A 26,445-nucleotide genomic window follows, 5' to 3' on the forward strand; every position below is an offset into this window, starting at 1 on the left:
CATAAAAGTTCAAAACTTGAACAGCTCAGGAGAATTTGAATGGCTGCCCTAAATTCGAAAGTCAGAAAGGCCGTCATCCCGGTAGCGGGATTGGGGACCAGGATGTTACCAGCAACTAAGGCAATTCCTAAAGAGATGCTGCCTCTGGTTGATAAGCCATTAATCCAGTATGTCGTTAATGAATGTATCGCAGCCGGCATCACTGAAATTGTGCTGGTTACGCATTCATCAAAAAACTCTATCGAAAACCATTTCGATACAAGCTTTGAACTTGAAGCCATGCTGGAAAAACGTGTTAAGCGTCAGCTGTTAGAAGAAGTTCAGTCTATTTGCCCGCCACACGTTACCATTATGCAGGTTCGTCAGGGTCTGGCTAAAGGTCTGGGCCACGCTGTGATGTGTGCACATCCTGTTGTAGGTGATGAGCCTGTAGCGGTAATTCTGCCTGACGTAATTCTGGACGAATACGAATCCGATCTTTCTCAGGATAACCTGGCAGAGATGATCAAACGTTTCGACGAAACCGGTAGCAGCCAGATTATGGTTGAGCCTGTTGACGACGTGACGGCATACGGTGTGGTTGACTGCAAAGGCGTTAACCTTGAGCCGGGCGAAAGCGTGCCAATGGTTGGCGTGGTAGAGAAGCCTAAAGCCGACGTAGCGCCTTCAAACCTGGCCGTTGTAGGTCGCTATGTCCTGAGCGCTGAAATCTGGCCTCTGCTGGCGAAAACGCCTCCAGGAGCGGGTGATGAGATTCAGCTGACGGATGCCATTGATATGCTGATCGAGAAAGAGACCGTTGAGGCTTACCATATGAAAGGTAAGAGCCATGACTGCGGTAATAAGCTTGGTTATATGCAGGCGTTCGTAGAATATGGTATTCGCCACAATACTCTTGGTGAAGAATTTAAAACCTGGCTCAAAGAGAGCGTAGGTATTAAGAAATAAGCCACGGTTAGATATGTCCGAAACCGGTGAGGCGCTGCCCACCGGTTTTTTTATGCCCTAAACACTTCCAAAACCTGTCTCAAAGTACAGTTATTAAAATTGCCAAATAATGCTTTATGACAGAGTGTAAGGGGATGTTTGCGACAAATTTAGGTTAAAAAAAATCCCGCATTACGCGGGATTTTTCTGAATACGGCTGGATTAATCCTTGATCAGGAAGTCGTCCAGCTGTTTACCTTGTTCGTCCATGGCTTTCTTGATAACAGCAGGAGTGCGGCCCTGGCCAGTCCAGGTTTTAGTTTCGCCGTTCTCGTCAACGTAGCTATATTTAGCAGGACGAGCAGCACGCTTGGCTTTAGTACCGGTTTTAGCTGCAGCCATGCTGTTCAGCAATTCATTTGGATCGATACCATCAGCAATCAGCATTTCACGATATTGCTGCAGTTTACGAGTACGTTCTTCGATTTCAGCGGCAGCTGCGCTTTCTTCTTCACGACGTTCATTAACTACAACTTCTAATTTTTCCAGCATTTCTTCAAGCGTTTCGAGGGTGCATTCTCTTGCCTGCGCACGAAGAGTACGGATGTTGTTCAGAATTTTAAGTGCTTCGCTCATTGTAGTAATCTCAAACTTATAATGGGGGGTGGTTTGTTGACCTAATAATAGAGCCATAAATTCAGTTGTGCAATAGCCAGGAATGTAAGGAATTCAAAAAATACTAAATAATGCCGCTATTATTAATTACGCTAACTTAAATTTCATCACCCAACAGTCTCGTTTGTTATCAGCTAACCCGGCTGGACCCGGTCGATTGCCTCTTTTTTTTGTGACATTTACCGCAGGAATTATAGTTGCGGCGGAGAAATATCAGCCTTTTGTATTAGTTCCCCACCGTGATGTTAAGACTGAAATAGTTAATAAATAGTGAATTTTAATGAACGGCGATTCCACTATAAAATGCAGTGTTATGTTTGGCTAAACATATAACATATTGGCCAGGCTGAAGGAGTTTACTTCATGTTTTAGCGGATTATTTTCATGAAAAGAAGGTTGTGAACTCCTTGCTGAAACGCTTCCTCTGAGTGCTACATCGCTGATGACCAGACAAATTATGGTACAATGAATCATCGGGAATATTACACATTGATTAGGGTTTTACGGCCAATGGCACAACTTTATTTCTACTATTCGGCAATGAATGCCGGGAAATCCACCGCGTTGCTGCAATCCTCGTACAATTACCAGGAGCGCGGGATGCGTACCGTTGTTTATACGGCTGAAATTGACGATCGCTTTGGCGCAGGGAAGGTGAGTTCCAGAATAGGGCTCTCGTCGCCTGCCAGACTGTTTAACCCGAAAACCGATCTGTTTGAGGACATTCGTACAGAACATGCTTTGCAGCCCATTCACTGTGTTCTGGTAGATGAGAGCCAGTTTCTGACGCGTGAACAGGTTCATGCCCTTTCAGAGGTGGTCGATGAGCTCGATATTCCCGTGCTGTGTTACGGCCTGCGTACGGATTTCCGCGGTGAGCTCTTTGCCGGTAGCCAGTATTTGCTTGCCTGGTCGGATAAGCTTGTCGAATTGAAAACAATCTGCTTCTGCGGTCGAAAAGCCAGCATGGTGCTTCGTCTTGACCAGGCCGGGAAACCTTATGCAGATGGCGAGCAGGTGGTTATAGGCGGTAATGAACGCTATGTTTCAGTCTGTCGTAAGCATTATAAAGAAGCGTTGTCTGTAGGCTCGCTGACGGCGATTCAACACGACAACAGGAAATAACGCCAGCCTTGTTATACAGACATAAAAAAACCCGCCATAAAGGCGGGTTTTTTCTTCTGCTTTCAATTAAGCGCTTTTCTTCGCTTTCTTGTCAGCTTTGATGACAGGAACTTCTGTTTTCACAGCGGCAACGTCACCTTCTTTGAACTCACGACCGTAGAAGGTATCCAGCAGAATCTGTTTCAGCTCGGAGATCAGTGGGTAGCGCGGGTTAGCACCAGTACACTGGTCATCGAATGCATCTTCAGACAGCTTATCTACGTGAGCGAGGAAGTCAGCTTCCTGAACGCCTGCTTCACGGATAGATTTTGGAATACCCAGCTCAGCTTTCAGGCTTTCCAGCCATGCCAGCAGTTTCTCAATCTTCGCAGCAGTGCGGTCACCCGGTGCGCTCAGACCAAGGTGGTCTGCGATTTCAGCGTAACGACGGCGCGCTTGCGGACGGTCGTACTGGCTGAAAGCAGTCTGCTTGGTTGGGTTGTCGTTAGCGTTATAACGGATAACGTTGCTGATCAACAGGGCGTTCGCCAGACCGTGAGGAATGTGGAACTGAGAACCCAGCTTGTGCGCCATAGAGTGGCAAACACCCAGGAAGGCGTTCGCAAACGCGATACCGGCGATGGTTGCTGCACTGTGAACGCGTTCACGTGCTACTGGGTTTTTAGACCCTTCGTTGTAGGACGCTGGCAGGTTTTCCTTCAGCAGTTTCAGCGCCTGCAGAGCCTGACCGTCAGAGAACTCAGATGCCAGAACAGAAACGTAAGCTTCCAGGGCGTGAGTTACCGCATCCAGACCACCGAACGCACACAGTGACTTCGGCATCTCCATGACCAGGTTCGCATCAACGATAGCCATGTCTGGGGTCAGTGCATAGTCAGCCAGTGGGTATTTCTGACCTGTTGCATCGTCCGTTACTACTGCGAATGGCGTAACTTCTGAACCGGTACCGGAAGTGGTGGTTACCGCGATCATTTTCGCTTTTACGCCCATTTTCGGGAACTTGTAGATACGTTTACGGATGTCCATAAAGCGCAGCGCCAGTTCTTCGAAGTGGGTTTCAGGATGCTCGTACATGACCCACATGATTTTCGCGGCGTCCATTGGGGAACCGCCGCCCAGAGCGATAATCACATCTGGTTTGAAGGAGTTAGCCAGCTCAGCACCTTTACGCACAACGCTCAGGGTAGGGTCAGCTTCAACTTCAAAGAACACTTCAGTTTCAACGCCAGCCGCTTTCAGTACAGAGGTGATCTGGTCAGCGTAGCCGTTGTTGAACAGGAAACGGTCAGTCACGATGAGCGCACGTTTGTGGCCATCAGTAATCACTTCATCCAGCGCGATTGGCAGTGAGCCACGGCGGAAGTAGATAGATTTCGGAAGTTTGTGCCACAACATGTTTTCAGCTCGCTTAGCAACGGTTTTCTTGTTGATCAGGTGTTTTGGACCAACGTTTTCAGAGATGGAGTTACCACCCCAGGAACCACAACCCAGAGTCAGGGAAGGTGCGAGTTTAAAGTTGTACAGGTCACCGATACCACCCTGAGAAGCAGGGGTGTTAATCAGGATACGTGCAGTTTTCATCATCTGACCGAAGTGGGCAACGCGTTCTGGCTGGTTGTCCTGGTCGGTGTACAGACAAGACGTGTGACCGATACCGCCCATGGCAACCAGTTTCTCGGCTTTCTCTACCGCGTCTTCGAAATCTTTCGCACGGTACATGGCAAGCGTTGGAGACAGTTTTTCATGTGCAAACGGCTCGCTTTCGTCAACAACTTTCACTTCACCGATCAGGATTTTGGTTGTTGCCGGAACGGTAAAGCCTGCGAGTTCAGCAATTTTGTAAGCCGGCTGACCCACGATAGCAGCGTTCAGTGCGCCATTTTTCAGGATGATGTCCTGAACGGCTTTCAGCTCTTTGCCCTGCAGCAGGTAGCCGCCGTGGCTGGCGAAACGTTCACGAACTGCGTCGTACACGGAATCAACAACAACAACAGACTGTTCAGATGCACAGATCACGCCGTTATCGAAGGTTTTAGACATCAGTACAGACGCAACGGCACGTTTGATGTCAGCAGTTTCGTCGATAACAACAGGAGTGTTACCGGCGCCCACACCGATCGCTGGTTTACCGGAGCTGTATGCGGCTTTAACCATGCCAGGACCACCGGTCGCCAGGATCAGGTTAATGTCCGGGTGATGCATCAGCGCATTGGAGAGCTCAACAGAAGGTTGGTCGATCCAGCCGATCAGATCTTTTGGTGCGCCAGCAGCGATCGCCGCCTGCAGGACGATATCCGCAGCTTTGTTGGTCGCGTCTTTCGCACGTGGGTGTGGAGAGAAGATGATTGCGTTACGGGTCTTCAGGCTAATCAGTGATTTGAAGATAGCTGTAGACGTTGGGTTAGTTGTCGGAACAATACCGCAGATGATGCCGATAGGTTCAGCGATGGTGATGGTACCGAAGGTGTCGTCTTCGGACAGCACGCCACAGGTTTTCTCATCTTTATAGGCGTTGTAGATATACTCGGAAGCAAAGTGGTTTTTGATCACTTTATCTTCCACGATACCCATGCCGGATTCGGCAACGGCCATTTTAGCGAGAGGGATTCGAGCATCTGCAGCAGCCAGTGCGGCCGCGCGGAAGATTTTATCAACCTGTTCTTGGGTGAAATTGGCATATTCACGCTGGGCTTTTTTAACGCGCTCGACGAGGGCGTTCAGTTCAGCGATATTAGTAACAGCCATAATGCTCTCCTGATAATGTTTAAACTCTTTTAGTAAACCAGCGCTCGATACGTCACACAGTATAGACAGAGCCGATACGACTTGCGTAACACAAAGTAAAACAAAGAGTTACTTTCTGCGTCAGCACACTAATTTACTAAAAGAGCCTTACCTTAGCATCATCCCTTTTTGTCAGGTGATCTCCCTGGGGGCGTAACCAAGATTACTCACTTCTGAGTACGGAAATCATGATCTGCGTCAATTTTCCCCCAAGCTGATACCTTTCAGCAGGGTTATTTCGTTGAGATTTTTCAAGTGTTAAATAATTACGTAAGTAATGGAAGCGACGCTATCATTGATTATACATATGTTTAACATCCTGAAATGATAACGTTTTGCCACAGATTTCGAGTGAAGTATGCTAATAAAAAGGGTATCTTCAGCGCGATTTCTCATGACAAAGTGTCAGTCCCGGGCATGTGTATAAGCGGAGCAAAACGTGATCCAAACGCTCTTTGATTTTCCAACGTATTTTAAATTTTTTATTGGTTTGTTTGCCCTGGTCAACCCGGTGGGGATCATTCCTGTCTTTATTAGTATGACGAGTTACCAGACGGCGGCGGCGAGGAATAAGACCAACCTCACCGCTAACCTGTCAGTGGCTATCATATTGCTCACCTCCCTTTTTCTTGGGGACGCCATTCTCCAACTCTTCGGTATTTCAATTGACTCTTTCCGCATAGCGGGTGGGATTCTGGTCGTGACCATCGCCATGTCCATGATCAGCGGTAAGCTGGGCGAGGATAAACAGAATAAGCAGGAGAAGTCAGAAACCGCCATCCGCGAGAGTATTGGCGTGGTGCCGCTGGCCTTACCGCTCATGGCTGGCCCTGGCGCCATCAGTTCAACCATTGTCTGGGGCACGCGTTACCATAGCCTGATGCACCTGATTGGCTTTTCCGTTGCCATTGCGCTTTTCGCACTCTGCTGTTGGGGAGTATTCCGCATGGCGCCCTGGCTGGTGCGCCTGCTGGGGCAGACGGGCATTAACGTCATAACGCGTATTATGGGTCTGCTGTTGATGGCGTTAGGGATTGAATTCATCGTTACAGGAATTAAAAGCATTTTCCCCGGTTTGCTGCACTGATATTTCGTATGAAAGAACGGAGCCACGGCTCCGTTTTTTACGTCATTATCAGTAAATCCTATAACTAAAGTTGAAATGCTCACATATCATAATAAATTCTACTAATAATGTTCATTGCTTGTATTTCAATGAGTTATTAATTCCCGCCAAAACCGCCTGCGCAGAAAACCTTCGATCGATCTGTTATTTTACTCACATGATACTCTGGGGCTTGCTGAGAGATAACCGAAATGATATTAGTAAATTCAACATTCCCCTAGATGAATGTGCTAAATAATAACCAGTTGTTAAATTTTTGTACAAAATCACTCGATGATAGCGCAGCGACGCGCGTGTAGAGAAAACTTTCTCTATCTTATTGAATGTCATGATTTTTAAGTGGTTTTCGATGTCCGGCAGGGCTGCCCTCAACGATGCGGTACTCACCGTAAAAGAGAATTGCTTAACAAATTTGCAAAATGTATTGGCGCGCGTTTACGCCATTTGATACTTTCCGGCCTAATATTTTGCAGCATAAAACAAGCAGATGAGAATTATTTTCATATAGTTCTCTTCTCAGATATCCAGTGCAGGTCTCAAACAGGGGAGGCCTGTAAAGAATCGACGCAAGACGGCCATACGAGCGGTCAGTAATAAAAAAGTCGGTGATAGCAAGCAGTAAAAGAAGAACCTGACAGCAGCAAAAAAAACTCCTGCGCTGTACAGGCCCCAAAAGGGGATTACACAGCTGGCGAAGGCCAGTCATTATAATGAGTGGAGTACCAACACAATGTCCATCATCACAAAAAAAAATCTGGTAGCGGCGGGGATTTTAACTGCGCTAATCGCGGGCAACGCTGCAATGGCTGCGGACGTTCCTGCAGGTGTTCAACTGGCGGAGAAACAGACGCTGGTGCGTAACAACGGTGCGGAAGTTCAGTCTCTTGACCCGCACAAAATTGAAGGTGTTCCTGAGTCTAACGTTAACCGCGACCTGTTCGAAGGCCTGCTGGTGACAGACGTAGACGGCCACCCGGCGCCGGGTGTTGCAGAAAAATGGGAAAACAAAGATTTCAAAGTCTGGACCTTCCATCTGCGTAAAGATGCGAAATGGTCCGACGGTACACCGGTCACGGCCGAAGATTTCGTTTATAGCTGGCAGCGTCTGGCGAATCCAACCACCGCCTCTCCGTATGCGAGCTACCTGCAATATGGCCACATCGCCAATATTGATGATATCATCGCGGGCAAAAAACCTGTTACCGACCTGGGCGTAAAAGCGATCGATGCCAATACCTTTGAAGTGACGTTGAGCGAACCTGTTCCGTACTTCTATAAGCTGCTGGTTCACCCGTCCGTCTCCCCGGTACCAAAATCCGCCGTGGAAAAATTTGGTGAGAAATGGACGCAGCCTGCCAATATCGTGACCAACGGTGCCTATAAGCTGAAAGACTGGGTGGTCAACGAACGTATGGTGCTTGACCGTAACCCGCAGTATTGGGATAACGCGAAAACCGTTATTGACCAGGTGACCTACCTGCCAATTTCGTCCGAAGTGACTGACGTTAACCGCTATCGCAGCGGTGAAATCGACATGACCTATAACAACATGCCGATTGAACTGTTCCAGAAACTGAAAAAAGAGATCCCTAAAGAAGTTCACGTCGATCCGTACCTGTGCACCTATTACTATGAAATCAACAACCAGAAAGCACCGTTTACCGACGTACGTGTTCGTACCGCGCTGAAGCTGGCACTGGATCGCGATATCATCGTAAACAAAGTGAAAAACCAGGGCGATCTGCCGGCGTACAGCTATACCCCTCCATACACCGATGGCGCAAAACTGACCGAGCCAGAGTGGTTTAAACAGACTCAGGAACAGCGTAACGCAGAAGCGAAGAAACTGCTGGCCGAAGCGGGCTACACCGCAGATAAGCCGCTGACCTTCAGCCTGTTGTACAACACTTCCGATCTGCACAAAAAACTGGCTATCGCCGTTGCCTCAATCTGGAAAAAGAACCTGGGCGCGAACGTGAAGCTGGAAAACCAGGAGTGGAAAACCTTCCTCGACAGCCGTCATCAGGGCACCTTTGATGTGGCTCGTGCTGGCTGGTGTGCGGACTATAACGAACCGACCTCCTTCCTGAACACCATGCTGAGCGACAGCTCGAACAACACCGCGCACTATAAGAGCCCGGCGTTCGACAAGCTGATTGGCGACACGCTGAAAACCACTGACGAAGCGCAGCGTACAGAATTGTACTCTAAAGCCGAGCAGCAGCTGGATAAAGATTCCGCGATCGTTCCGGTTTACTACTACGTTAACGCCCGTCTGGTGAAACCGTGGGTAGGTGGATATACCGGTAAAGACCCGATGGATAATATCTACGTTAAAAACTTGTATATTATCAAGCATTAATGGCAATGAGTGGGGCGGGCATGCTCGCCCCACGGTGTCTAACCAACGTCACATAATATAGGCACACGCCAGAAGGTACGGGCAATGTTGAAATTTATCCTACGTCGCTGTCTTGAAGCGATTCCAACGCTATTTATTCTCATCACGATTTCCTTCTTCATGATGCGTCTTGCGCCGGGCAGTCCATTTACCGGTGAGCGTACGCTGCCGCCTGAAGTTATGGCAAATATCGAAGCGAAATACCACTTAAACGATCCAATCTCCACCCAGTACTTCAATTACCTGAAGCAGCTGGCCCACGGTGATTTTGGACCGTCATTTAAATATAAAGACTATTCCGTTAACGACCTGGTCGCGTCCAGCTTCCCGGTTTCGGCTAAGTTGGGTGCTGCGGCATTTATTCTGGCCATCGTTTTCGGGGTCACCGCTGGCGTCATCGCCGCGCTAAGACAAAATACCAAATGGGATTATGCCGTAATGGGGGTGGCAATGACCGGGGTAGTGATACCCAGCTTCGTTGTCGCGCCATTACTGGTGATGATATTTGCCATCACGCTGAAGTGGCTGCCTGGCGGCGGCTGGAACGGCGGGGCATTGAAGTTCATGATTTTGCCGATGGTGGCATTATCGCTGGCGTACATCGCCAGTATCGCGCGTATCACCCGTGGTTCAATGATCGAAGTGCTGCACTCGAACTTCATTCGTACCGCGCGCGCTAAAGGGCTGCCGATGCGTCGGATTATCTTCCGCCACGCGCTCAAACCGGCGCTGTTGCCCGTGCTTTCCTACATGGGACCGGCATTCGTCGGGATCATCACCGGCTCTATGGTTATCGAAACAATCTACGGCCTGCCCGGCATTGGTCAGCTGTTCGTTAACGGCGCGCTCAACCGCGACTATTCGCTGGTGCTGAGCCTGACCATTCTCGTCGGTGCGCTGACCATTCTCTTTAACGCTATCGTCGATGTGCTGTATGCCGTCATCGATCCGAAAATTCGTTACTAACGCTGGAGCACGCCATGATGTTGAGTAAGAAAAACAGCGAGGCGCTGGAAAACTTCAGTGAAAAACTGGAAGTAGAAGGTCGTAGCCTCTGGCAGGACGCGCGCCGTCGCTTTATGCACAACCGTGCAGCGGTTGCCAGTCTGGTTGTTCTGGTGATCATCGCGCTGTTTGTGACCCTGGCACCGATGCTGTCGCAATTTACCTATTTCGACACCGACTGGGGCATGATGTCCAGCGCGCCGGATATGGAATCAGGCCACTATTTTGGCACGGACTCCTCGGGACGCGATCTGCTGGTGCGTGTCGCTATCGGTGGCCGTATCTCGCTGATGGTCGGTATTGCTGCCGCGCTGGTCGCGGTGATCGTGGGTACGCTCTACGGTTCACTTTCCGGCTACCTCGGCGGCAAAATAGACTCGGTAATGATGCGTCTGCTGGAAATCCTGAACTCCTTCCCGTTCATGTTCTTCGTCATCCTGCTGGTGACCTTCTTCGGCCAGAATATCCTGCTGATCTTCGTAGCTATCGGGATGGTTTCCTGGCTGGATATGGCGCGTATTGTTCGCGGCCAGACGCTGAGCCTCAAACGCAAAGAGTTTATTGAAGCGGCGCAGGTAGGCGGTGTGTCCACCGGGAATATCGTGGTTCGCCATATCGTTCCTAACGTGCTGGGCGTGGTGGTGGTTTATGCCTCACTGCTGGTACCAAGCATGATCCTGTTTGAATCTTTCCTGAGCTTCCTGGGTCTGGGTACACAAGAGCCACTGAGCAGCTGGGGCGCGCTGCTAAGCGATGGCGCAAACTCGATGGAAGTTTCACCGTGGCTACTGCTTTATCCGGCGGGTTTCCTGGTCGTTACCCTGTTCTGTTTTAACTTTATCGGCGATGGCCTGCGTGATGCCCTCGACCCGAAAGACCGTTAAGGAGCGCCGTCATGACAATTATTGAAACGGCCACTGCGCCACAGGCGCAACAGCAGAATAATCTTCTGCTGGATGTGAAAGACCTCCGCGTGACCTTTAAAACGCCGGACGGGGATGTTACCGCCGTCAACGATCTCAACTTCAACCTGCGCGCGGGCGAAACGCTGGGGATCGTGGGGGAGTCCGGTTCCGGAAAATCGCAGACCGCTTTTGCGCTGATGGGCCTGCTGGCTGCTAACGGCGTGATTGGCGGCTCCGCTAAATTCAACGGTCGCGAAATCCTCAACCTGCCGGAACACGAGCTGAACAAGCTGCGCGCTGAGCAGATCTCGATGATTTTCCAGGATCCCATGACCTCGCTGAACCCGTATATGCGCGTAGGCGAGCAGCTGATGGAAGTCCTGATGCTGCACAAAGGCCTGGGCAAAGCGGAAGCCTTTGAAGAGTCGGTCAAAATGCTGGATGCGGTGAAAATGCCGGAAGCGCGCAAGCGTATGCGCATGTTCCCGCACGAGTTTTCTGGCGGTATGCGTCAGCGCGTGATGATTGCGATGGCGCTGCTGTGCCGGCCAAAGCTGCTGATTGCCGATGAACCTACCACCGCGCTGGACGTTACCGTTCAGGCGCAGATCATGACCCTGTTGAACGAGCTGAAGCGCGAGTTCAACACGGCGATTATCATGATCACCCACGACCTGGGCGTAGTGGCGGGCATCTGTGACAAAGTGCTGGTGATGTACGCCGGTCGTACCATGGAATACGGCAAAGCGCGCGATGTCTTCTATCAGCCAGCCCATCCGTACTCGATTGGTCTGCTGAACGCGGTGCCGCGTCTTGATGCAGAAGGGGAATCTCTGCTCACCATTCCGGGCAATCCGCCTAACCTGCTGCGACTGCCGAAAGGCTGTCCGTTCCAGCCGCGCTGCCCGCACGCGATGGAAATCTGCAACAGCGCTCCGCCGCTGGAAGAGTTTGCACCAGGCCGTCTGCGCGCCTGCTTTAAGCCGCAGGAGGAGCTGGTATGAACGCATTAGATGAAAAACGCAACGTGCTGCTCGAAATCGCCGATCTTAAAGTGCATTTCGACATCAAAGACGGCAAACAGTGGTTCTGGCAGCCGCCGAAGACCCTGAAAGCGGTGGACGGCGTCACGCTGCGCCTGTACGAAGGGGAAACCCTGGGCGTGGTGGGAGAGTCCGGCTGCGGTAAATCGACCTTTGCGCGAGCCATCATCGGTCTGGTCAAAGCCACCGACGGAAAAGTGGCCTGGCTGGGTAAAGATCTGCTGGGCATGAAACCCGACGAGTGGCGCGAGGTGCGCAGCGATATCCAGATGATTTTCCAGGATCCGCTGGCATCATTAAACCCGCGCATGACTATCGGCGAGATTATTGCCGAGCCGCTGCGCACCTATCATCCGAAGATGTCTCGTCAGGAAGTGCGCGACCGCGTGAAGGCGATGATGATGAAAGTCGGCCTGTTGCCAAACCTCATCAACCGCTATCCGCATGAGTTCTCCGGCGGTCAGTGCCAGCGTATTGGTATTGCCCGTGCGCTGATCCTCGAACCGAAGCTGATTATCTGCGATGAGCCGGTTTCCGCGCTGGACGTCTCCATTCAGGCGCAGGTGGTTAACCTGCTGCAGAAGCTGCAGCGCGAAATGGGGCTGTCGCTGATCTTCATCGCGCATGACCTGGCCGTGGTGAAACACATCTCTGACCGCGTGCTGGTAATGTATCTGGGGCATGCCGTGGAGCTGGGCACCTATGACGAGGTGTACCATAATCCATTGCATCCATACACCAGAGCGCTGATGTCCGCGGTGCCGATCCCCGATCCCGATCTGGAGAAAAATAAAACCATCCAGCTTCTGGAAGGGGAATTACCCTCGCCGATTAACCCACCGTCAGGCTGCGTCTTCCGCACGCGCTGCCCGATGGCCGGGCCGGAATGTGCAAAAACGCGACCGGTTCTGGAAGGCAGTTTCCGACATGCAGTTTCCTGCCTGAAAGTAGACCCGTTATAATCGCAAGGGCTGACATGATGTCAGCCCTTATTTTTTGCGAGGTAACTGTGTCGCGTTTATTCACGTCAGCCCGTCGGCGGCTATATCATTTTTTATTCGATCCTGAAACGGTTTCCGGGCGACGCTTCGAAGGTCTGTGCGGTTTATTTGCGCTCCTCAGCGTGGTTGTCATCTTTATTGAATCGGGTGCCGGGACGCAATACCACCTGACGTTTGACGAATGGCATATCTTTGTCTGGCTTGAGCTGGCGATTACCCTGGTTTTTACCGCTGAATATCTCCTCCGGGTAATAGCCTGGCCCAACCCGGCCAGATATGTTTTCAGCTTCTGGGGATTTATCGATTTAGCCACCATCCTGCCGCTCTATGTCATGTGGCTGTGGCCGGAGATCAGCCTGAGCTATGTCTTTGCCTGGCGCGCGATGCGCGTGATTCGGGTATTACGTATTCTGAAATTGCTGCGTTTTATGCCGTCATTACGCGTGTTCTGGAGTGCGATCGTCAGCGCCCGCCATCAGCTTATTTTGTTCTACTCGTTTATTGCCATCGTCATGATTGTTTTTGGCGCGCTGATGTATTTAATAGAAGGGCCCAAATATGGCTTTACGACGCTCAATGCGTCCGTCTACTGGGCTATTGTGACCGTCACCACCGTGGGCTACGGTGATATTACGCCCCATACGCCACTTGGGCGCATCGTGGCGTCCGTGCTGATTTTGATTGGCTATTCGGTGATTGCGATCCCGACGGGACTTATTACCACACATATGAGCAGCGCCTTCCAGAACCGCAAGCAGCAGCGCAAGTGTCCTCATTGCCAGCAGGGCGAACATGAACACAGCGCGCGGTTTTGTTACCGCTGCGGCAGTGAATTGCCGGAGTAAATAAAAAAGGCTGCAATCGCAGCCTTTTTTATTATTCGCGCCAGAGAATATGGCACAGCTTGTGGTCTTTCTCGCGACAGAGCAGGACGCGGGCGAAAATATCGTTAATTTCGCCGCCGTCTTCATCGGCCAGCCCAATCACCACTTCGGCAAAGAAGTCCGGATTCAGGTCGAAATCCACATGCTCAGCCCAGTCTTCTGAAGGGTCGAACAATTCAGCGCCGCCGCGCTCTTCGAACTGCAGATTGAAGAGGATCACGTCTGCGGGATCGAGATTATCAACCGCCAGTTCGAGAAAAATGTCATAGGCCTGCTCGAGCGTTTCGTCTTCGGTCAGGCGATTGTTCAGATCCATTTCCATGATGACTACCTGTTTAACATCGTTGGGCACGTTTTACAGCAACGGACTAAAGAAGTAAAACAGTCGTTCGGCAATTCTCTGCCACATCGGACGTTTTACCCACAGTCTGGCATCCAGCAGCCGCGAGCGGGAGATATAATCATCCTGCACCGCTGCAAGGTCGCCGCCAAAGCCGGCATCATCAATGACCAGCGTGATTTCAAAGTTAAGCCACAGGCTGCGCATATCCAGGTTGACCGTGCCCACCAGGCTCAGCTCACCGTCGACGAGAACGCTCTTGGTGTGGAGCAATCCGCCTTCAAACTGGTAAATTTTCACCCCTGCGGCCAGCAGTTCGCTGAAGAATGCCCGGCTGGCCCAGCCCACCAGTAGGGAGTCATTTTTGCGAGGCAAAATGATGCTCACATCGACACCGCGCTGCGCGGCGGTACAGATCGCGTGCAGGAGGTCGTCGCTGGGGACAAAGTAGGGCGTCGTCATGATCAGGTATTCACGCGCCGAGTAGGTTGCCGTCAGCAGCGCCTGATGAATTAAGTCCTCCGGGAAGCCCGGCCCTGAAGCAATGGTATGAATGGTGTGACCGCTGGCCTCTTCAAACGGCATAATATTGCCGTCCGGCGGTGGCGGCAGGATACGCTTGCCGGTTTCTATTTCCCAGTCGCAGGAATAAACGATGCCCATCGAGGTGGCAATCGGCCCCTCCATTCGCGCCATCAAATCAACCCATTGACCTACTCCTGAGTCCTGCTTGAAGAAGCGCGGGTCAACCATATTCATGCTGCCGGTGTAGGCAATATAGTTATCGATCATGATCATTTTGCGATGCTGGCGGAGATCCATCCTACGCAGAAACACGCGAAGGAGATTGACCTTCAGCGCTTCGACCACTTCGATCCCGGCATTACGCATCATGCCGGCCCAGGGGCTACGGAAAAATGCCACGCTACCCGCGGAATCAAGCATCAGGCGGCAATGAATGCCGCGCCGCGCGGCGGCCATCAGCGACTCAGCGACCTGGTCAGCCATCCCGCCGGGCTGCCAGATATAAAAAACCATCTCGATATTATGACGAGCCAGCTGAATATCGCGGATTAACGCCTGCATGACGTCGTCGGACGAAGTCAGCAGCTGCAGTTGATTGCCTTTAACGCCGCCAATCCCCTGACGGCGCTCACACAGCTTAAACAGTGAGGAGGCGACGCTGCTGTTCTCCTCGGCAAAAATATGTTTGCAGGCCTTAAGATCGTTCAGCCACTTCGCGGTGGAGGGCCACATGGCACGGGCACGCTCGGCGCGGCGTTTACCCAGATGAAGCTCGCCGAAAGAGAGATAGGCAATAATTCCCACCAGCGGGAGGATATAAATGATTAGAAGCCAGGCCATGGCAGAGGGTACGGCTCTGCGCTTCATCAGGATGCGTAATGTCACACCCGCGATTAACAGCCAGTATCCCAAAATGACCAGCCAACTCACCACGGTGTAGAAGGTTGTCATAGGTAAAAAAATCCTTTTGAAAGCGTATTGTTATGAGTGTACGCATCAGGATTCATCTGGCAAATAAAAACGCCAGGTAAAAGCGCTGGTTTGCTGCCGGGTTGGGTTTATAATGGCGACTCTGTAAGTTAAAGAGTTGTAGACATGAAGCGCAGTAGAACAGAAGTAGGGCGCTGGCGCATGTTGCGACAGGTGAGTCGTCGCAAGGCTCGTTGGCTGGAAGCACAATCCCGCCGCAATATGCGTATTCACGCCATCAGAAAATGTGGATTGACCAGGCACCGCAATGCGTTGCTGTTCGCAGTCCAGGATATCTGAAACCATGAGGGCACCGTAACGGGTGCCCGCTGATTTTATAGCGTCTGATTTTTTAGGAATAGCGTATTTGCAGCGATATTCCTGTTGTGTTTAGCAAAAGGAGGGAGAAGTGTTTGCGGAGTTTGGCGTACTGAATTTCTGGACGTATGTTGTCGGCGCGTTTTTTATCGTGCTGGTGCCAGGGCCGAATACCCTGTTTGTGCTCTAAACCGGGATCGGTCACGGCGTTAAAAAAGGGTATCTTGCCGCCACGGGCGTATTTATCGGCGATGCGGTGCTGATGTTTCTGGCCTGGGCGGGCGTCGCGGCATTAATCCAGACCACGCCGGTACTGTTTAATATCGTGCGCTATCTCGGGGCTTTCTATCTGCTCTGGCTGGGCGGCAAAATGCTCTGGTCGGTGGTGAACCGCCAGAAAAACGCGAATGAGAGCGGCCCCGAACCAGCCAGTATGATCATGAAACGTTCGCTGGTATTAAGCCTGACCAATCCCAAAGCGATTCTGTTCTACGTATCGTTCTTCGTTCAGTTCATTGACGTGAATGCACAGAGCACTGGAACTTCTTTCCTGATCCTCGCGACGACGCTGGAGTTGATAAGCTTTATGTACATGAGCTTCCTGATCTTCTCAGGCGCGTTTGTCACGCGTTATCTGAAAACGAAAAAGAAACTGGCAAAGCTGGGGAACGGACTGATAGGGCTGCTGTTTGTCGGGTTTGCGGCGAGGCTAGCGTCGCTGCATTGATGGTTTGAAAGGCTCCTGAAGGAGCTTTTTTTATTATGTTTGACAACCCCTCATCGGTTAGTTGTATAGTGCAACTAAATGATGAGGGCACAACATGCACAGCGAAACCCCGGTAGTCAGTGTTATTCGACGTTCCTCGCGCCTGATGGTGCGGGAGTTAGGTTTTATGGCCTCGACCCTGGCCTCAACGAATTACTCACCGTCTGCCGTCCATACCCTGGTCGAAATAGCCCTACGCAAAGAGACGACGGCGAGTCAGCTGGTGCAGCTGCTGGGCCTGGATAAATCCAGCGTCAGCCGGATGCTGGCTCGCCTGATTGCCGCGGGCGAACTCGAGGAAGTGACTTCACCTGAAGATGCGAGAGCGAAGAGTCTCAGGCTGACCGCGAAAGGTCATGAGACGGTCAGTAAAATTAATACCTTTAGCAACGAGCGCGTGGTCTCAGCAATAAAAAGTCTGGCTCCTGCGCAGCAGCAGACCATTTCTGAAGGACTCTCCCTTTATGCCAACGCGCTGCTGGCGTGCCGTGAGACGGGTAGCGACATGCGCCCCGACGAGCTCACGATAGTGCAGGGATATATTCCCGGCATGATTGGTCGTGTCGCGGAGATGCACGGGATCTATTACGCGCGCGAGCATCATTTTGGCCGTTTTTTTGAGGCCAAAGTGGCTACGGGAGTTGCGGAATTTAGTGACCGCCTGGATAAGCCATGCAACCAGATCTGGCTGGCGGTGATGAACGGCAGGATATTGGGGTCAGTGGCGATAGATGGCGAGGATTTAGCGCCAGGTGAAGCCCATCTGCGCTGGTTTATTCTCGACGATGGCTGCCGGGGACACGGGGTGGGGAAAAAACTGCTGACCGAAGCGATGCGCTTTTGCGACAGCGTAGGTTTCTCTGCCGTGCATCTCTGGACATTCAATAAGCTGACCGCCGCACGGCGTTTATACGAATCGTTTGGATTTACGCTCGTTAAAGAGTGGGAGGGCGATCAGTGGGGAACCCTTATAACGGAGCAGCAGTTTACCCGGCGCAGAGACGCGTAACTTCCACCATAAAAAAGGCTCCTTTCGGAGCCGCTTTGGTTTCAGAACACTTTCTTATACGGTCGAACCGTCACTTTCGCATACACACCTGCGGCAACATACGGATCTGCGTCAGCCCATGCCTGAGCGCTTTCCTGAGATTCAAACTCAGCAATCACGGTGGAACCGGCAAAACCGGCGGCGCCCGGATCGTTGCTGTCTACTGCGGGCATTGGGCCAGCGGTCAGTAAACGGCCTTCATCCTGGAGCAGCTGCAAACGTGCCAGATGCGCAGGGCGCACAGACTGGCGTTTTTCGAGCGAATCAGCAACATCTTCAGAGTAAATCACGTAAAACACGGCGAAGCTCCTTAACCGGTAAAAGTGTCAGTTACGTTATGTGAAAGGGCAAACGACTGCAATGTAAAATAAAAACAATGTTAACACCCTGATCTGAATGCGCCTTTTTTGGCCTCTCATGCGCTAAAGTTGCGCCAGAACAAAGTGTCTTATTGAATATGATTGCTATTTGCATTTAAAATCAGTGTTCGGTTTTTTAACGTTGATGATTATGACTTCGATGACCCTTGATTTACCTCGCCGCTTCCCCTGGCCGACGCTGCTTTCTGTCGTGATTCACGGTGCTGTTGTGGCGGGTTTGCTGTATACCTCGGTTCATCAGGTTATTGAAATGCCCGCGCCCGCGCAGCCGATTTCGGTGACGATGGTATCGCCAGCGGATCTCGAACCGCCGCAGGCTGCACCTCCGCCACCGCAGCCGGTGGCTGAACCTGAGCCAGAGCCCGAGCCTGTTCCGCCGCCACCGAAGGAAGCGCCGGTGGTGATCCACAAGCCTGAACCGAAGCCAAAACCTAAGCCGAAGCCAAAACCGGTGAAGAAGGTCGAGGAGCGTCCGAAACGCGAGGAACGTCCGGTTGAACCACGTGCGACCCAGACGGTCGAGAATGCGGCGCCTTCGCGTCCGGTGATGAATAACACCGCAACCGCGCCTAAGCCGACAGTCAGTGCCCCTGCGGGCCCGCGCGCGCTGAGTCGCAACCAGCCTCAGTATCCGGCGCGGGCGCAGGCCTTACGTATTGAAGGCCGCGTACGGGTTAAATTTGACGTCACTGCCGATGGCCGCGTGGATAACGTGGAAATCTTGTCCGCTCAGCCTTCCAATATGTTTGAGCGCGAAGTGAAATCGGCGATGCGCAGATGGCGCTATGAAGCCGGAAAACCGGGCAGCGGACTGATTGTGAATATTGTTTTCCGCCTGAACGGCGGGGCGCAGATGGAATAAAAAAAGCCTCCTGATGGAGGCTTTTTTTTTGCCTGTCAATCAGGCCTGCGGAAGTTGACGGGGTTTTCCCTCGCTATCCACTGCAACATAAATAAACAGCGCTTCAGTGGCCTTATAACGCTGTCCAATGGGTTCAGAAGAGACTTTCTTAACCCATACTTCGATGTTGATTGAAATAGAGGTGTTGCCGCGTTTGACGCAGCGCGCGTAGCAGCAAACCACATCTCCCACCGCAACCGGGCGCAGGAAGGTCATGCCGTCCACTCGCACAGTCACCACGCGCCCGTGGGCAATCTCTTTTGCCAGAATTGCGCCGCCCATATCCATCTGCGACATCAGCCAGCCGCCAAAAATATCGCCATTGGCATTGGTGTCAGCGGGCATTGCCAGTGTGCGTAAAACCAGTTCGCCCTGCGGGGCGTTAGTTGTTGTCATTGTTTTAACTCGTAACGGAAGACTTCAGGCGGGATGCTACTATGATTTCACAGCGGAGAGAATAGACCAGAACGCCTGTCGTAGACGTTCTGGTCAGTCGTTAATCAGTGGTTGTCATCCTGGGGCATATGACGATAGATGTATACGCCGCTTAACAGCGTGAAGATAAGGGTCAGCGCGGTCAGGCCAAAGACCTTGAAGTTGACCCATATATTTTGCGGCAGCCAGAAGGCGATATAGATATTGGCAAGACCACAGAGAATAAAGAAGACCGCCCAGGCGATATTCAGACGGGACCAGACTTCCTGAGGCAGCGTCAGCTCTTTGCCCAGCATGCGCTGGATCAGCGGCTTTTTCATGACCCACTGGCTAATTAACAATGCGCCCGCAAACAACGCGTAAATAACGGTTACTTTCCACTTAATAAATTCATCATTGTGGAAGAACAGCGTAAGCCCGCCGAACACGGCGACCAGGACGAACGTTATCAGCGCCATCTTTTCGACTTTACGATAGCGAACCCAGCTGTAGATCAGAACAACAGCCGTTGCAACGATCAGCGCAGTGGTCGCGGCATAAATGTCATACAGCTTATAAAAAGCAAAAAAGACCACGAGCGGTAAAAAATCAAGAAACTGCTTCATTCTGTGATTCCATCTTCTGAACGGGGCGGGTGGCAGCGATGCCGCCCGCCTCAGGATTACTGACGAATTAACATATACAGGCGGAACAGATAGACCAGCAGTATCGCTGAAATCAGATTGCTCAGCGTATTCGCCACTACCGCGCCAACATTGGGCGTTAATACCGCAAAATTCGGTGCAAACAACAGCAGGAGCGTTTTGGCGAGCAGCCAGCCGATCACGGCGGGAGCCACCAGACGCATATTCGCCCATGCCAGTCTGATGCTGCTGCGCATCGCGGTAAAAATCCCCATCTTATCCTGCACCACCATCACAGGCGCAAATGAGAGCACGATAGCCAGTAATACGCCCGGCACCACGACCAGCATAATCCCCATTTGCACCAGCATGGTGGTTAAAAAGATCAGGATAAACAGCTTAGGTAAGACTTGCGCACTCGCACCAATCGCCCGTAAGGCGCTGACCCGGTGACCCGCCGAGACCAGCTGAATCATCAGCAAAACGCCGCCCGCCAGAACCGCATTACCAATCAGGCCTGAGAACGTTGACGCGGCAGACGCCCGCAGCAGAATCTGCTGCTGCTCCGGCGTCATGTTTTGCACCAGTTCAAACAGCCCCACGCTGCCGGCAAGATGGTCGCCCTGGCTCAGGCTGGCAATCTGTTCTTCACTCGGTGAGAAGGCATGGCCCAGCACCACCGTGATAAAGGCACATAGCAACGCGATCAGTAAAAAGGTTATGAACTGATTGCGGAAAAAGTTTCCCGTGTCACGGTAGACAGACTTCGCCGTGATAGACATGCACTCTCCTTGAGTATTGCAGGTGTTAATTAGCCGGCAATTGTACACCGGATGCACCTGCTGTGGCAGCATCAAGGCTTGTATGGAAAAGCATATCTTTGTAAAGCGGCGGTAATCCAACGCGCGCCCGGGCGCGATTGCAGGCTTCGTTGACCTGCCCATCTTCCCCCGACATGGCAAATTCCCGGCACGGGCTGGGCCGATCCTCATAAATGGAACATCGGGTAGAGACCCCTGGCTCACCCTGTAGCGCTACGCAGCGGGCCTGCTTTTGGTTTGTGCCGCTCATGCAGCGCAGAAAGGGCGTTAACGGCTCAGTAAGATGAACCGGAACGGTACCGCCGCCATCGCTGGCTTCGGCCCAGTAGAAAGAGACTCGAAAATACGCACAACAGGCTCCGCACGTCATGCACGGGTTGATATCACTCATGGCACACCTGCAAAAGAAGAACGCATCAAATCAACTTGTGAGAGCGATAAATTATCCAGCCGTCAGAGGAAGAGCAAGAGGGGAAAAAGGGAAAATTTTGTAACCGTGAAATGCCAAAAATTGACATGGAAACAACTTATCGCTTTTGGACGCGTAACAAAAAATTAATCCAGATCAATGAATGTTAAGTTACTGGTTTTAATGTGATCTGTAGCAGATCACTTATTACTCATTTGTGAGTATATTCTCATCCGCGATTAAAACCACAACGATGGAGCGGATATGAAAAAATTAGCGGTGGCAGCCCTTGTATTAAGCAGTCTCTCTGGCGGCGCGTATGCGCATGAAGCAGGCGAATTCTTTATTCGTGCCGGTTCGGCTACGGTTCGCCCGACTGAAGGATCGGATAACGTGCTGGGTATGGGCGGTTTTAACGTCAGTAATAACACCCAGTTAGGGTTAACGTTCACTTATATGGCGACGGAAAACGTTGGTGTTGAGCTTCTGGCTGCAACGCCGTTCCGTCATCGCGTGGGTCTGGGCGCAACCGGTGATATCGCTACGGTTCACCATTTACCGCCAACGCTGATGGCGCAATGGTACTTTGGCGATGCCAGCAGCAAGGTGCGTCCTTATATTGGCGCCGGTGTGAACTACACCACCTTCTTCGACGAGAAGTTTAACGATACCGGTAAAGAGGCCGGTCTGACTGACCTCAGCCTGAAAGATTCGTGGGGTATGGCGGGGCAGGTCGGTCTGGACTATCTGATTAACCGCGACTGGCTGATTAACGCCTCGGTCTGGTACATGGATATTGATACGGACGTACGCTTCAAGGCGGGCGGTCAGCAGCAAAGTATCAATACTCGCCTGGATCCGTGGGTGTTTATGTTCTCTGCGGGTTATCGTTTCTGATCCCCCGTCAAACTGGCCACAGGGTGGCCAGTTTGCTTTGCTCACTTCAAAACGACGGATAAACCGGCCGCTCATCAAGCTTTACGCAGTGCCTCAGGATATTTTCCCCATCATATAAATAGCTGAAAGCGTCGCTGGACAGGGAATGAAAAAGAATATCGCCGTTGGCAAACGGGATGATTTCAGTATCTCCCGCACGTTTATGTCCCGCACCGGTTTCAAAATGACCGTGCCATCGCTCCTGGGTATGGTCATAAACGTGCAGAATGACCTCGACAAGTCCTCTTTGCGGACAATTAAGGCGCAGGAAGGTAGAAGAGAAATTCAGGGGCAGCGCATGGAAGGGAATTAATAAGGCGAAAACCAGTAAAGCTCGTAAATACATCAAACCGCGAAAACCTCCTTCAAAAGGGAAGTGAGATTTTACTTAAGTCAAAGATCGCGTTTTTGCCGTGGATCAAGATGTCTTATAATTCAATGCGATAAAGGCCCCTCGCGAGGCCCTTAGCGATCATTTTTGAATCAAATAGCGAATGGTCGGGCCATCCTGCTGGATATCCAGCACCGTGTAGCCGTGGTTTTTCGCATCCAGCGGAATGTTGTTGATGGACTGCGGACAGTCGCTGACCACTTCCAGAATTTCCCCTTTTTTGAGCTGCGGTAGGGCTTCAAGCGTGGCAACAGCCGGATAAGGGCAGGGTTCACCAACCATATCCAGACGGTAATCGGGCACGATCTCTTTCATGCAGCATTCTCCTGGGTTTCTGTTTTAACACTCGCACGACGGAAGAAGCGTTTCTCCTGCGCGACAACCAGTAAAAAAGCGACCAGCAGCAGGGCGTAGGTAACGAGCAGGCCGCCGAGGGGGCCGAAGGTGCTCAGCAGGTTGACCTTGTCCCAACTCGTGGCAAGCGCCGGAGACAGATCGTCCCAGAAGTACGCCAGGATCGTCGAGCCGATAACATTTCCCAGTCCTACCCACCAGTAATGCACCTGACCTTCAACGGCGCGGTACATCCAGCCGGTTTCGCATCCGCCAGCCAGTACGATCCCGAAGCCGAACAGCAGGCCGCCAATCACCGCGTTAGGACCGGCCCACATGATTTTCGGTTCGACGCCGAGCTGAACATAGCTGAAGATACCGATGGCGCTGACCGCCATCCCGGCGATAATCGCCTTCGCCATCATCGTCCGACCGGTGATCCACATATCGCGAAACGCGGAGGTAAAGCAGATCTGCGCGCGTTCAATGAGCAGACCAAAACCCACGCCGAACAGCATCGCCAGGCCAAGTTTGGGCTGGTTCATCGCAGTGCACATTGCCCAGGCGACCATAGCAAAAAAGACCAGCATACCGAGGCGGAAACGGCGACGCGCCTGAGAGGGCTTTTGGGTTAACGGAGACGCTGCGCTGACTTTTGTCATTTTCACCGGAATGCGGAACAGCGGCAGCAGGGTAAATTTGGCACCAAAGTAAGAGCCAATCGCCGTGGCGACAGCAAAGAACCAGGCGTGAAGCGAAAACTGAGGAATCCCCGTAAAGAAAGCGGCAAGGTTACAGCCCATCGCCAGACGGGCCCCAAACCCGGCAATGATACCGCCGACCACAGCCTGCATAATACGAATACGGCTTTTGGGCATACGTAACTTAACGTTGTTTGCCCACAGCGCCGCCGCGAAACAGCCGCCGAACATGCCGACGATCATCATCCCGTCGATGCGGGTAAGCGGTGTGCCGTCCAGATGAATGAGTTTAAAGTAACCCCACTCTTCGGTATGCACGCCAGCGAGCTGCAGCAATTGACCACCCCAGCGGGTGAACTCGCCGGTCACGGCCCAGAAGGTGCCGGTAATGCCGAAATAGTAGGTAGAGAGAATGCCCGCCGCGATAACGGCCGGAACAGGTGACCAGAACTTAACCAGGTAAGTCTGTTTGAAGTATTGCCATGACATGAATAAGCCTCTGAACTCAGAAGGATTAAAGATAAAAAAGAGTCCAGATCATACGCTTACATGACAGTTTGAAAAGCCATTCATACCGAAAATATCGAAAGGATCAATTTTGACGTAATCCTTTGTTGATGGTGGGGAAGAAAGGGTAACCGTCTGGCAGGGATGCCAGACGGTGGAGGGGTTAGGCTTTACGCGTCGCCGCTTTCATTGCGGTCACAAACGCTTTCAGCTCGGCCAGCATCTGCTCTGGCTTGTCCACGTTCTTCTCGATGATCTTCACAATCGCGGAGCCGGAGATGGCACCAGCCGCCTTCGCGTCAATCGCTGCGGTGACCTGATCCGGGGATGAAATCCCGAACCCCTGCAGCGGAGGCGCGGCATGGTACTCGGCCAGCTTCTCCACCAGATGATGCAGAGGCAACGCCGCTTTATTCTCGGCACCGGTCACGCCCGCGCGGGAGAGCAGGTAGGTATAGCCGCGTCCGTAAGAGGCAATCTGGCGCAGCAGGGCGTCATCGGCGTTCGGCGGGCAGATGAAAATCGGGGCGACGTTATGGCGCATGGCCGCCTGACGGAATGGCGCAGATTCCTCGACCGGCACGTCTGCCACCAGAACGGAGTCGACGCCCACGCGTGCGCACTCGGCGTAAAACTCATCGATACCGCGGTTGAACACCAGGTTGGCGTACATCAGCAGGCCAATCGGAATGGTCGGGTGCTTCTGGCGAATCGCCGCCAGCATCTCGAAGCACTGGGTTGGTGTTACGCCCGAAGCAAATGCGCGCAGCGTTGCGTTCTGGATGGTCGGGCCATCCGCCAGCGGATCGGAGAACGGAATACCCAGCTCCAGCGCGTCGGCACCGGCCTCAATCAGGGTGTCGATAATCTTCAGCGACTGTTCCGGGCCCGGATCGCCCAGGGTGACGAAGGGAACGAACGCGCCTTCCTGGCGGGATTTCAGCTCTGCAAATACGTTATCGTAGCGTTCCATCAGATTTCCCCTCGTGCTTTCAGAATATCGTGAACGGTGAAGATATCTTTGTCACCGCGGCCGGAAAGGTTCACCACCAGCAGCTGTTCTTTTTCCGGGTTTTCTTTCATCATTTTCAGCGCGTGCGCCAGCGCGTGCGAAGACTCCAGCGCCGGGATGATCCCTTCGCTGCGGCACAGCGTTTTAAAGGCTTCCAGCGCTTCGTCATCGGTAATGGAGACATATTCCGCGCGGCCGGTGCTGTTCAGATACGCATGCTGCGGCCCGACGGACGGGAAGTCGAGGCCGGCAGAAATAGAGTAAGACTCTTCAATCTGGCCTTCATCGGTTTGCATCATCGGGGATTTCATCCCGAAGTAGATCCCCACGCGGCCATGCTTCAGCGGCGCGCCGTGTTCACCCGATTCAATGCCGTGCCCGGCTGGCTCGACGCCAATCAGACCCACGCTGGCGTCGTCGATAAAGTCTGCGAACATGCCGATGGCGTTAGATCCGCCGCCAACGCAGGCGATCACCGCATCCGGCAGACGCCCCTCTTTTTCGAGGATCTGCGCTTTGGTCTCTTCACCGATCATGCGCTGGAATTCGCGCACGATAGTCGGGAACGGGTGCGGGCCCGCCGCGGTACCGAGCATATAGTGCGCGGTTTCATAGCTGCCAGACCAGTCGCGAAGCGCTTCGTTACAGGCATCCTTCAGCGTCGCGGAGCCGCTGTGCACCGGGATCACTTCTGCTCCCATCAGACGCATACGGAAGACGTTCGGAGACTGACGCTCAACGTCTTTCGCTCCCATATAGATGCGGCATTTCAGACCGAGCAGGGCGCTGGCAAGCGCAGAGGCCACGCCGTGCTGACCCGCACCGGTTTCGGCGATGATTTCGGTTTTGCCCATACGCTTCGCGAGCAGCGCCTGGCCCAGCACCTGGTTAGTTTTATGCGCGCCGCCGTGCAGCAGGTCTTCACGCTTCAGATACAGCGTGGTTTTGGTGCCTTCCGTCAGGTTGCGGCATTTGGTCAGCGCGGTCGGACGACCGGCGTAATTTTTCAGCAGGTCGGTAAATTCCGCCTGAAACGCCGGATCTTTCTGCGCGCTGACAAACGCTTCTTCCAGCTGGCGCAGCGCGGGCATCAGGATTTGCGGGACGTACATCCCGCCGAACTCACCAAAATACGGGTTAAGTAATGTTGTCAT

The 26,445-nt window shown here is 52.4% G+C and carries 27 protein-coding genes and 1 pseudogene; 14 read left to right on the top strand and 14 right to left on the bottom strand.

Annotated features, from left to right (window positions below):
• Positions 1-39: 39 nt before the first annotated feature.
• Positions 40-948, top strand: a complete 909-nt coding sequence (galU, locus tag M2422_RS02120; protein WP_033145759.1) for a UTP--glucose-1-phosphate uridylyltransferase GalU — start codon at positions 40-42, stop codon at positions 946-948.
• 201 nt (positions 949-1,149) lie between these two features.
• Here the strand turns inward: galU and hns are convergent, their stop codons facing one another.
• Positions 1,150-1,563, bottom strand: coding sequence for a histone-like nucleoid-structuring protein H-NS (hns, locus tag M2422_RS02125; RefSeq protein WP_008502781.1), 414 nt, complete (start codon positions 1,561-1,563; stop codon positions 1,150-1,152).
• A 549-nt stretch (positions 1,564-2,112) separates the two neighbouring features.
• Between hns and tdk the strand changes: the two genes are divergently transcribed.
• Positions 2,113-2,727, top strand: a complete 615-nt coding sequence (tdk, locus tag M2422_RS02130) for a thymidine kinase (protein WP_045355905.1) — start codon at positions 2,113-2,115, stop codon at positions 2,725-2,727.
• A gap of 66 nt (positions 2,728-2,793) precedes the next feature.
• On the opposite strand, the gene adhE is transcribed toward tdk, so the two are convergent.
• Positions 2,794-5,472, bottom strand: coding sequence for a bifunctional acetaldehyde-CoA/alcohol dehydrogenase (adhE, locus tag M2422_RS02135; protein WP_023312099.1), 2,679 nt, complete (start codon positions 5,470-5,472; stop codon positions 2,794-2,796).
• 478 nt (positions 5,473-5,950) lie between these two features.
• On the opposite strand from adhE, the gene M2422_RS02140 reads away from it, so the two are divergent.
• From M2422_RS02140 to M2422_RS02170, 7 genes are all read left to right on the top strand, one after another.
• A complete protein-coding gene (locus M2422_RS02140; RefSeq protein ID WP_023312098.1) occupies positions 5,951-6,598 on the top strand; it encodes a YchE family NAAT transporter in 648 nt (215 codons plus the stop codon).
• 769 nt (positions 6,599-7,367) lie between these two features.
• Positions 7,368-8,999, top strand: a complete 1,632-nt coding sequence (gene oppA, locus M2422_RS02145; protein WP_033145757.1) for an oligopeptide ABC transporter substrate-binding protein OppA — start codon at positions 7,368-7,370, stop codon at positions 8,997-8,999.
• Between the two features lie 84 nt (positions 9,000-9,083).
• Positions 9,084-10,004: an oligopeptide ABC transporter permease OppB gene (gene oppB, locus M2422_RS02150; RefSeq protein ID WP_008502786.1), complete on the top strand. Its 921-nt coding sequence runs from the start codon at positions 9,084-9,086 to the stop codon at positions 10,002-10,004.
• Between the two features lie 14 nt (positions 10,005-10,018).
• A complete protein-coding gene (gene oppC, locus M2422_RS02155) occupies positions 10,019-10,927 on the top strand; it encodes an oligopeptide ABC transporter permease OppC (protein ID WP_023312096.1) in 909 nt (302 codons plus the stop codon).
• 11 nt (positions 10,928-10,938) lie between these two features.
• Complete coding sequence (locus M2422_RS02160) at positions 10,939-11,952, top strand: ABC transporter ATP-binding protein (protein WP_023312095.1); 1,014 nt, start codon at positions 10,939-10,941, stop codon at positions 11,950-11,952.
• Positions 11,949-12,953, top strand: coding sequence for a murein tripeptide/oligopeptide ABC transporter ATP-binding protein OppF (gene oppF / locus M2422_RS02165; RefSeq protein ID WP_023312094.1), 1,005 nt, complete (start codon positions 11,949-11,951; stop codon positions 12,951-12,953). Before M2422_RS02160 ends, oppF begins: the two co-directional genes overlap by 4 nt.
• A gap of 14 nt (positions 12,954-12,967) precedes the next feature.
• A complete protein-coding gene (locus tag M2422_RS02170) occupies positions 12,968-13,837 on the top strand; it encodes an ion transporter (protein WP_048975814.1) in 870 nt (289 codons plus the stop codon).
• A gap of 31 nt (positions 13,838-13,868) precedes the next feature.
• Here the strand turns inward: M2422_RS02170 and M2422_RS02175 are convergent, their stop codons facing one another.
• Together M2422_RS02175 and cls are read right to left on the bottom strand one after the other, a co-directional pair.
• On the bottom strand, positions 13,869-14,198 hold the full coding sequence (locus tag M2422_RS02175) for an HI1450 family dsDNA-mimic protein (RefSeq protein ID WP_006810881.1): 330 nt from the start codon (positions 14,196-14,198) through the stop codon (positions 13,869-13,871).
• A gap of 33 nt (positions 14,199-14,231) precedes the next feature.
• Positions 14,232-15,692 carry a cardiolipin synthase gene (gene cls, locus M2422_RS02180; protein ID WP_029741729.1) on the bottom strand — a complete coding sequence of 487 codons (1,461 nt, stop codon included), beginning with the start codon at positions 15,690-15,692 and terminating at the stop codon, positions 14,232-14,234.
• A gap of 144 nt (positions 15,693-15,836) precedes the next feature.
• Here cls and M2422_RS02185 point away from each other — a divergent pair, with 144 nt between their 5' ends.
• The 3 genes and pseudogenes from M2422_RS02185 to M2422_RS02195 all read left to right on the top strand — a co-directional run bounded on the left by M2422_RS02185 (position 15,837) and on the right by M2422_RS02195 (position 17,803).
• Positions 15,837-16,010, top strand: a complete 174-nt coding sequence (locus M2422_RS02185) for a YciY family protein (protein WP_086379783.1) — start codon at positions 15,837-15,839, stop codon at positions 16,008-16,010.
• A gap of 109 nt (positions 16,011-16,119) precedes the next feature.
• Positions 16,120-16,755 (top strand): annotated as a pseudogene (leuE, locus tag M2422_RS02190) (leucine efflux protein LeuE).
• Between the two features lie 94 nt (positions 16,756-16,849).
• The gene (locus M2422_RS02195) at positions 16,850-17,803 is read left to right on the top strand and encodes a helix-turn-helix domain-containing GNAT family N-acetyltransferase (protein WP_064672657.1); all 954 of its coding nucleotides are present in this window, start codon (positions 16,850-16,852) and stop codon (positions 17,801-17,803) included.
• 41 nt (positions 17,804-17,844) lie between these two features.
• Here the strand turns inward: M2422_RS02195 and M2422_RS02200 are convergent, their stop codons facing one another.
• The gene (locus M2422_RS02200) at positions 17,845-18,141 is read right to left on the bottom strand and encodes a YciI family protein (protein ID WP_023312090.1); all 297 of its coding nucleotides are present in this window, start codon (positions 18,139-18,141) and stop codon (positions 17,845-17,847) included.
• Between the two features lie 220 nt (positions 18,142-18,361).
• Between M2422_RS02200 and tonB the strand changes: the two genes are divergently transcribed.
• Positions 18,362-19,084 (top strand): TonB system transport protein TonB, encoded by a 723-nt coding sequence (gene tonB / locus M2422_RS02205; RefSeq protein WP_058841307.1) that lies wholly within the window; start codon positions 18,362-18,364, stop codon positions 19,082-19,084.
• Between the two features lie 39 nt (positions 19,085-19,123).
• On the opposite strand, the gene yciA is transcribed toward tonB, so the two are convergent.
• The 4 genes from yciA to M2422_RS02225 form a co-directional block, all read right to left on the bottom strand.
• Positions 19,124-19,519: an acyl-CoA thioester hydrolase YciA gene (yciA, locus tag M2422_RS02210; protein WP_008502796.1), complete on the bottom strand. Its 396-nt coding sequence runs from the start codon at positions 19,517-19,519 to the stop codon at positions 19,124-19,126.
• A gap of 104 nt (positions 19,520-19,623) precedes the next feature.
• On the bottom strand, positions 19,624-20,163 hold the full coding sequence (locus M2422_RS02215; protein WP_047647550.1) for a septation protein A: 540 nt from the start codon (positions 20,161-20,163) through the stop codon (positions 19,624-19,626).
• 56 nt (positions 20,164-20,219) lie between these two features.
• A complete protein-coding gene (locus M2422_RS02220) occupies positions 20,220-20,963 on the bottom strand; it encodes a YciC family protein (protein ID WP_064672656.1) in 744 nt (247 codons plus the stop codon).
• A 25-nt stretch (positions 20,964-20,988) separates the two neighbouring features.
• Complete coding sequence (locus tag M2422_RS02225) at positions 20,989-21,393, bottom strand: YkgJ family cysteine cluster protein (RefSeq protein ID WP_021240310.1); 405 nt, start codon at positions 21,391-21,393, stop codon at positions 20,989-20,991.
• Positions 21,394-21,675: 282 nt separating this feature from the next.
• Here M2422_RS02225 and ompW point away from each other — a divergent pair, with 282 nt between their 5' ends.
• On the top strand, positions 21,676-22,308 hold the full coding sequence (ompW, locus tag M2422_RS02230; protein ID WP_023312086.1) for an outer membrane protein OmpW: 633 nt from the start codon (positions 21,676-21,678) through the stop codon (positions 22,306-22,308).
• A gap of 46 nt (positions 22,309-22,354) precedes the next feature.
• On the opposite strand, the gene M2422_RS02235 is transcribed toward ompW, so the two are convergent.
• The 5 genes from M2422_RS02235 to trpB form a co-directional block, all read right to left on the bottom strand.
• Entirely contained in the window at positions 22,355-22,693 is a 339-nt protein-coding gene (locus tag M2422_RS02235; RefSeq protein ID WP_071891551.1) for a hypothetical protein, read from the bottom strand.
• A gap of 126 nt (positions 22,694-22,819) precedes the next feature.
• Complete coding sequence (gene yedF, locus M2422_RS02240) at positions 22,820-23,053, bottom strand: sulfurtransferase-like selenium metabolism protein YedF (RefSeq protein WP_003856774.1); 234 nt, start codon at positions 23,051-23,053, stop codon at positions 22,820-22,822.
• The gene (yedE, locus tag M2422_RS02245; RefSeq protein ID WP_064672654.1) at positions 23,050-24,261 is read right to left on the bottom strand and encodes a selenium metabolism membrane protein YedE/FdhT; all 1,212 of its coding nucleotides are present in this window, start codon (positions 24,259-24,261) and stop codon (positions 23,050-23,052) included. Before yedE ends, yedF begins: the two co-directional genes overlap by 4 nt.
• Before the next feature lie 181 nt (positions 24,262-24,442).
• Positions 24,443-25,252 (bottom strand): tryptophan synthase subunit alpha, encoded by an 810-nt coding sequence (trpA, locus tag M2422_RS02250; RefSeq protein WP_029740534.1) that lies wholly within the window; start codon positions 25,250-25,252, stop codon positions 24,443-24,445.
• Positions 25,252-26,445, bottom strand: coding sequence for a tryptophan synthase subunit beta (gene trpB, locus M2422_RS02255; RefSeq protein ID WP_064672653.1), 1,194 nt, complete (start codon positions 26,443-26,445; stop codon positions 25,252-25,254). Before trpB ends, trpA begins: the two co-directional genes overlap by 1 nt.

The sequence above is a fragment of the Enterobacter sp. SLBN-59 genome, from assembly GCF_024807915.1.
In the GTDB taxonomy this organism is placed as follows: domain Bacteria; phylum Pseudomonadota; class Gammaproteobacteria; order Enterobacterales; family Enterobacteriaceae; genus Enterobacter; species Enterobacter asburiae_B.

Coding starts and splice junctions, on each gene's coding strand:
- trpB (WP_064672653.1), bottom strand. CDS start 26,445: ATGACAACATTACTTAACCCGTATTTTGGTGAGTTCGGCGGGATGTAC.
- M2422_RS02195 (WP_064672657.1), top strand. CDS start 16,850: ATGCACAGCGAAACCCCGGTAGTCAGTGTTATTCGACGTTCCTCGCGC.
- hns (WP_008502781.1), bottom strand. CDS start 1,563: ATGAGCGAAGCACTTAAAATTCTGAACAACATCCGTACTCTTCGTGCG.
- cls (WP_029741729.1), bottom strand. CDS start 15,692: ATGACAACCTTCTACACCGTGGTGAGTTGGCTGGTCATTTTGGGATAC.
- M2422_RS02220 (WP_064672656.1), bottom strand. CDS start 20,963: ATGTCTATCACGGCGAAGTCTGTCTACCGTGACACGGGAAACTTTTTC.
- M2422_RS02235 (WP_071891551.1), bottom strand. CDS start 22,693: ATGTATTTACGAGCTTTACTGGTTTTCGCCTTATTAATTCCCTTCCAT.
- yedF (WP_003856774.1), bottom strand. CDS start 23,053: ATGAAAGAGATCGTGCCCGATTACCGTCTGGATATGGTTGGTGAACCC.
- M2422_RS02170 (WP_048975814.1), top strand. CDS start 12,968: ATGATGTCAGCCCTTATTTTTTGCGAGGTAACTGTGTCGCGTTTATTC.
- M2422_RS02160 (WP_023312095.1), top strand. CDS start 10,939: ATGACAATTATTGAAACGGCCACTGCGCCACAGGCGCAACAGCAGAAT.
- ompW (WP_023312086.1), top strand. CDS start 21,676: ATGAAAAAATTAGCGGTGGCAGCCCTTGTATTAAGCAGTCTCTCTGGC.
- M2422_RS02175 (WP_006810881.1), bottom strand. CDS start 14,198: ATGGAAATGGATCTGAACAATCGCCTGACCGAAGACGAAACGCTCGAG.
- trpA (WP_029740534.1), bottom strand. CDS start 25,252: ATGGAACGCTACGATAACGTATTTGCAGAGCTGAAATCCCGCCAGGAA.
- oppA (WP_033145757.1), top strand. CDS start 7,368: ATGTCCATCATCACAAAAAAAAATCTGGTAGCGGCGGGGATTTTAACT.
- oppC (WP_023312096.1), top strand. CDS start 10,019: ATGATGTTGAGTAAGAAAAACAGCGAGGCGCTGGAAAACTTCAGTGAA.
- tonB (WP_058841307.1), top strand. CDS start 18,362: ATGACCCTTGATTTACCTCGCCGCTTCCCCTGGCCGACGCTGCTTTCT.
- galU (WP_033145759.1), top strand. CDS start 40: ATGGCTGCCCTAAATTCGAAAGTCAGAAAGGCCGTCATCCCGGTAGCG.
- M2422_RS02215 (WP_047647550.1), bottom strand. CDS start 20,163: ATGAAGCAGTTTCTTGATTTTTTACCGCTCGTGGTCTTTTTTGCTTTT.
- oppF (WP_023312094.1), top strand. CDS start 11,949: ATGAACGCATTAGATGAAAAACGCAACGTGCTGCTCGAAATCGCCGAT.
- tdk (WP_045355905.1), top strand. CDS start 2,113: ATGGCACAACTTTATTTCTACTATTCGGCAATGAATGCCGGGAAATCC.
- M2422_RS02185 (WP_086379783.1), top strand. CDS start 15,837: ATGAAGCGCAGTAGAACAGAAGTAGGGCGCTGGCGCATGTTGCGACAG.
- yedE (WP_064672654.1), bottom strand. CDS start 24,261: ATGTCATGGCAATACTTCAAACAGACTTACCTGGTTAAGTTCTGGTCA.
- oppB (WP_008502786.1), top strand. CDS start 9,084: ATGTTGAAATTTATCCTACGTCGCTGTCTTGAAGCGATTCCAACGCTA.
- adhE (WP_023312099.1), bottom strand. CDS start 5,472: ATGGCTGTTACTAATATCGCTGAACTGAACGCCCTCGTCGAGCGCGTT.
- yciA (WP_008502796.1), bottom strand. CDS start 19,519: ATGACAACAACTAACGCCCCGCAGGGCGAACTGGTTTTACGCACACTG.
- M2422_RS02225 (WP_021240310.1), bottom strand. CDS start 21,393: ATGAGTGATATCAACCCGTGCATGACGTGCGGAGCCTGTTGTGCGTAT.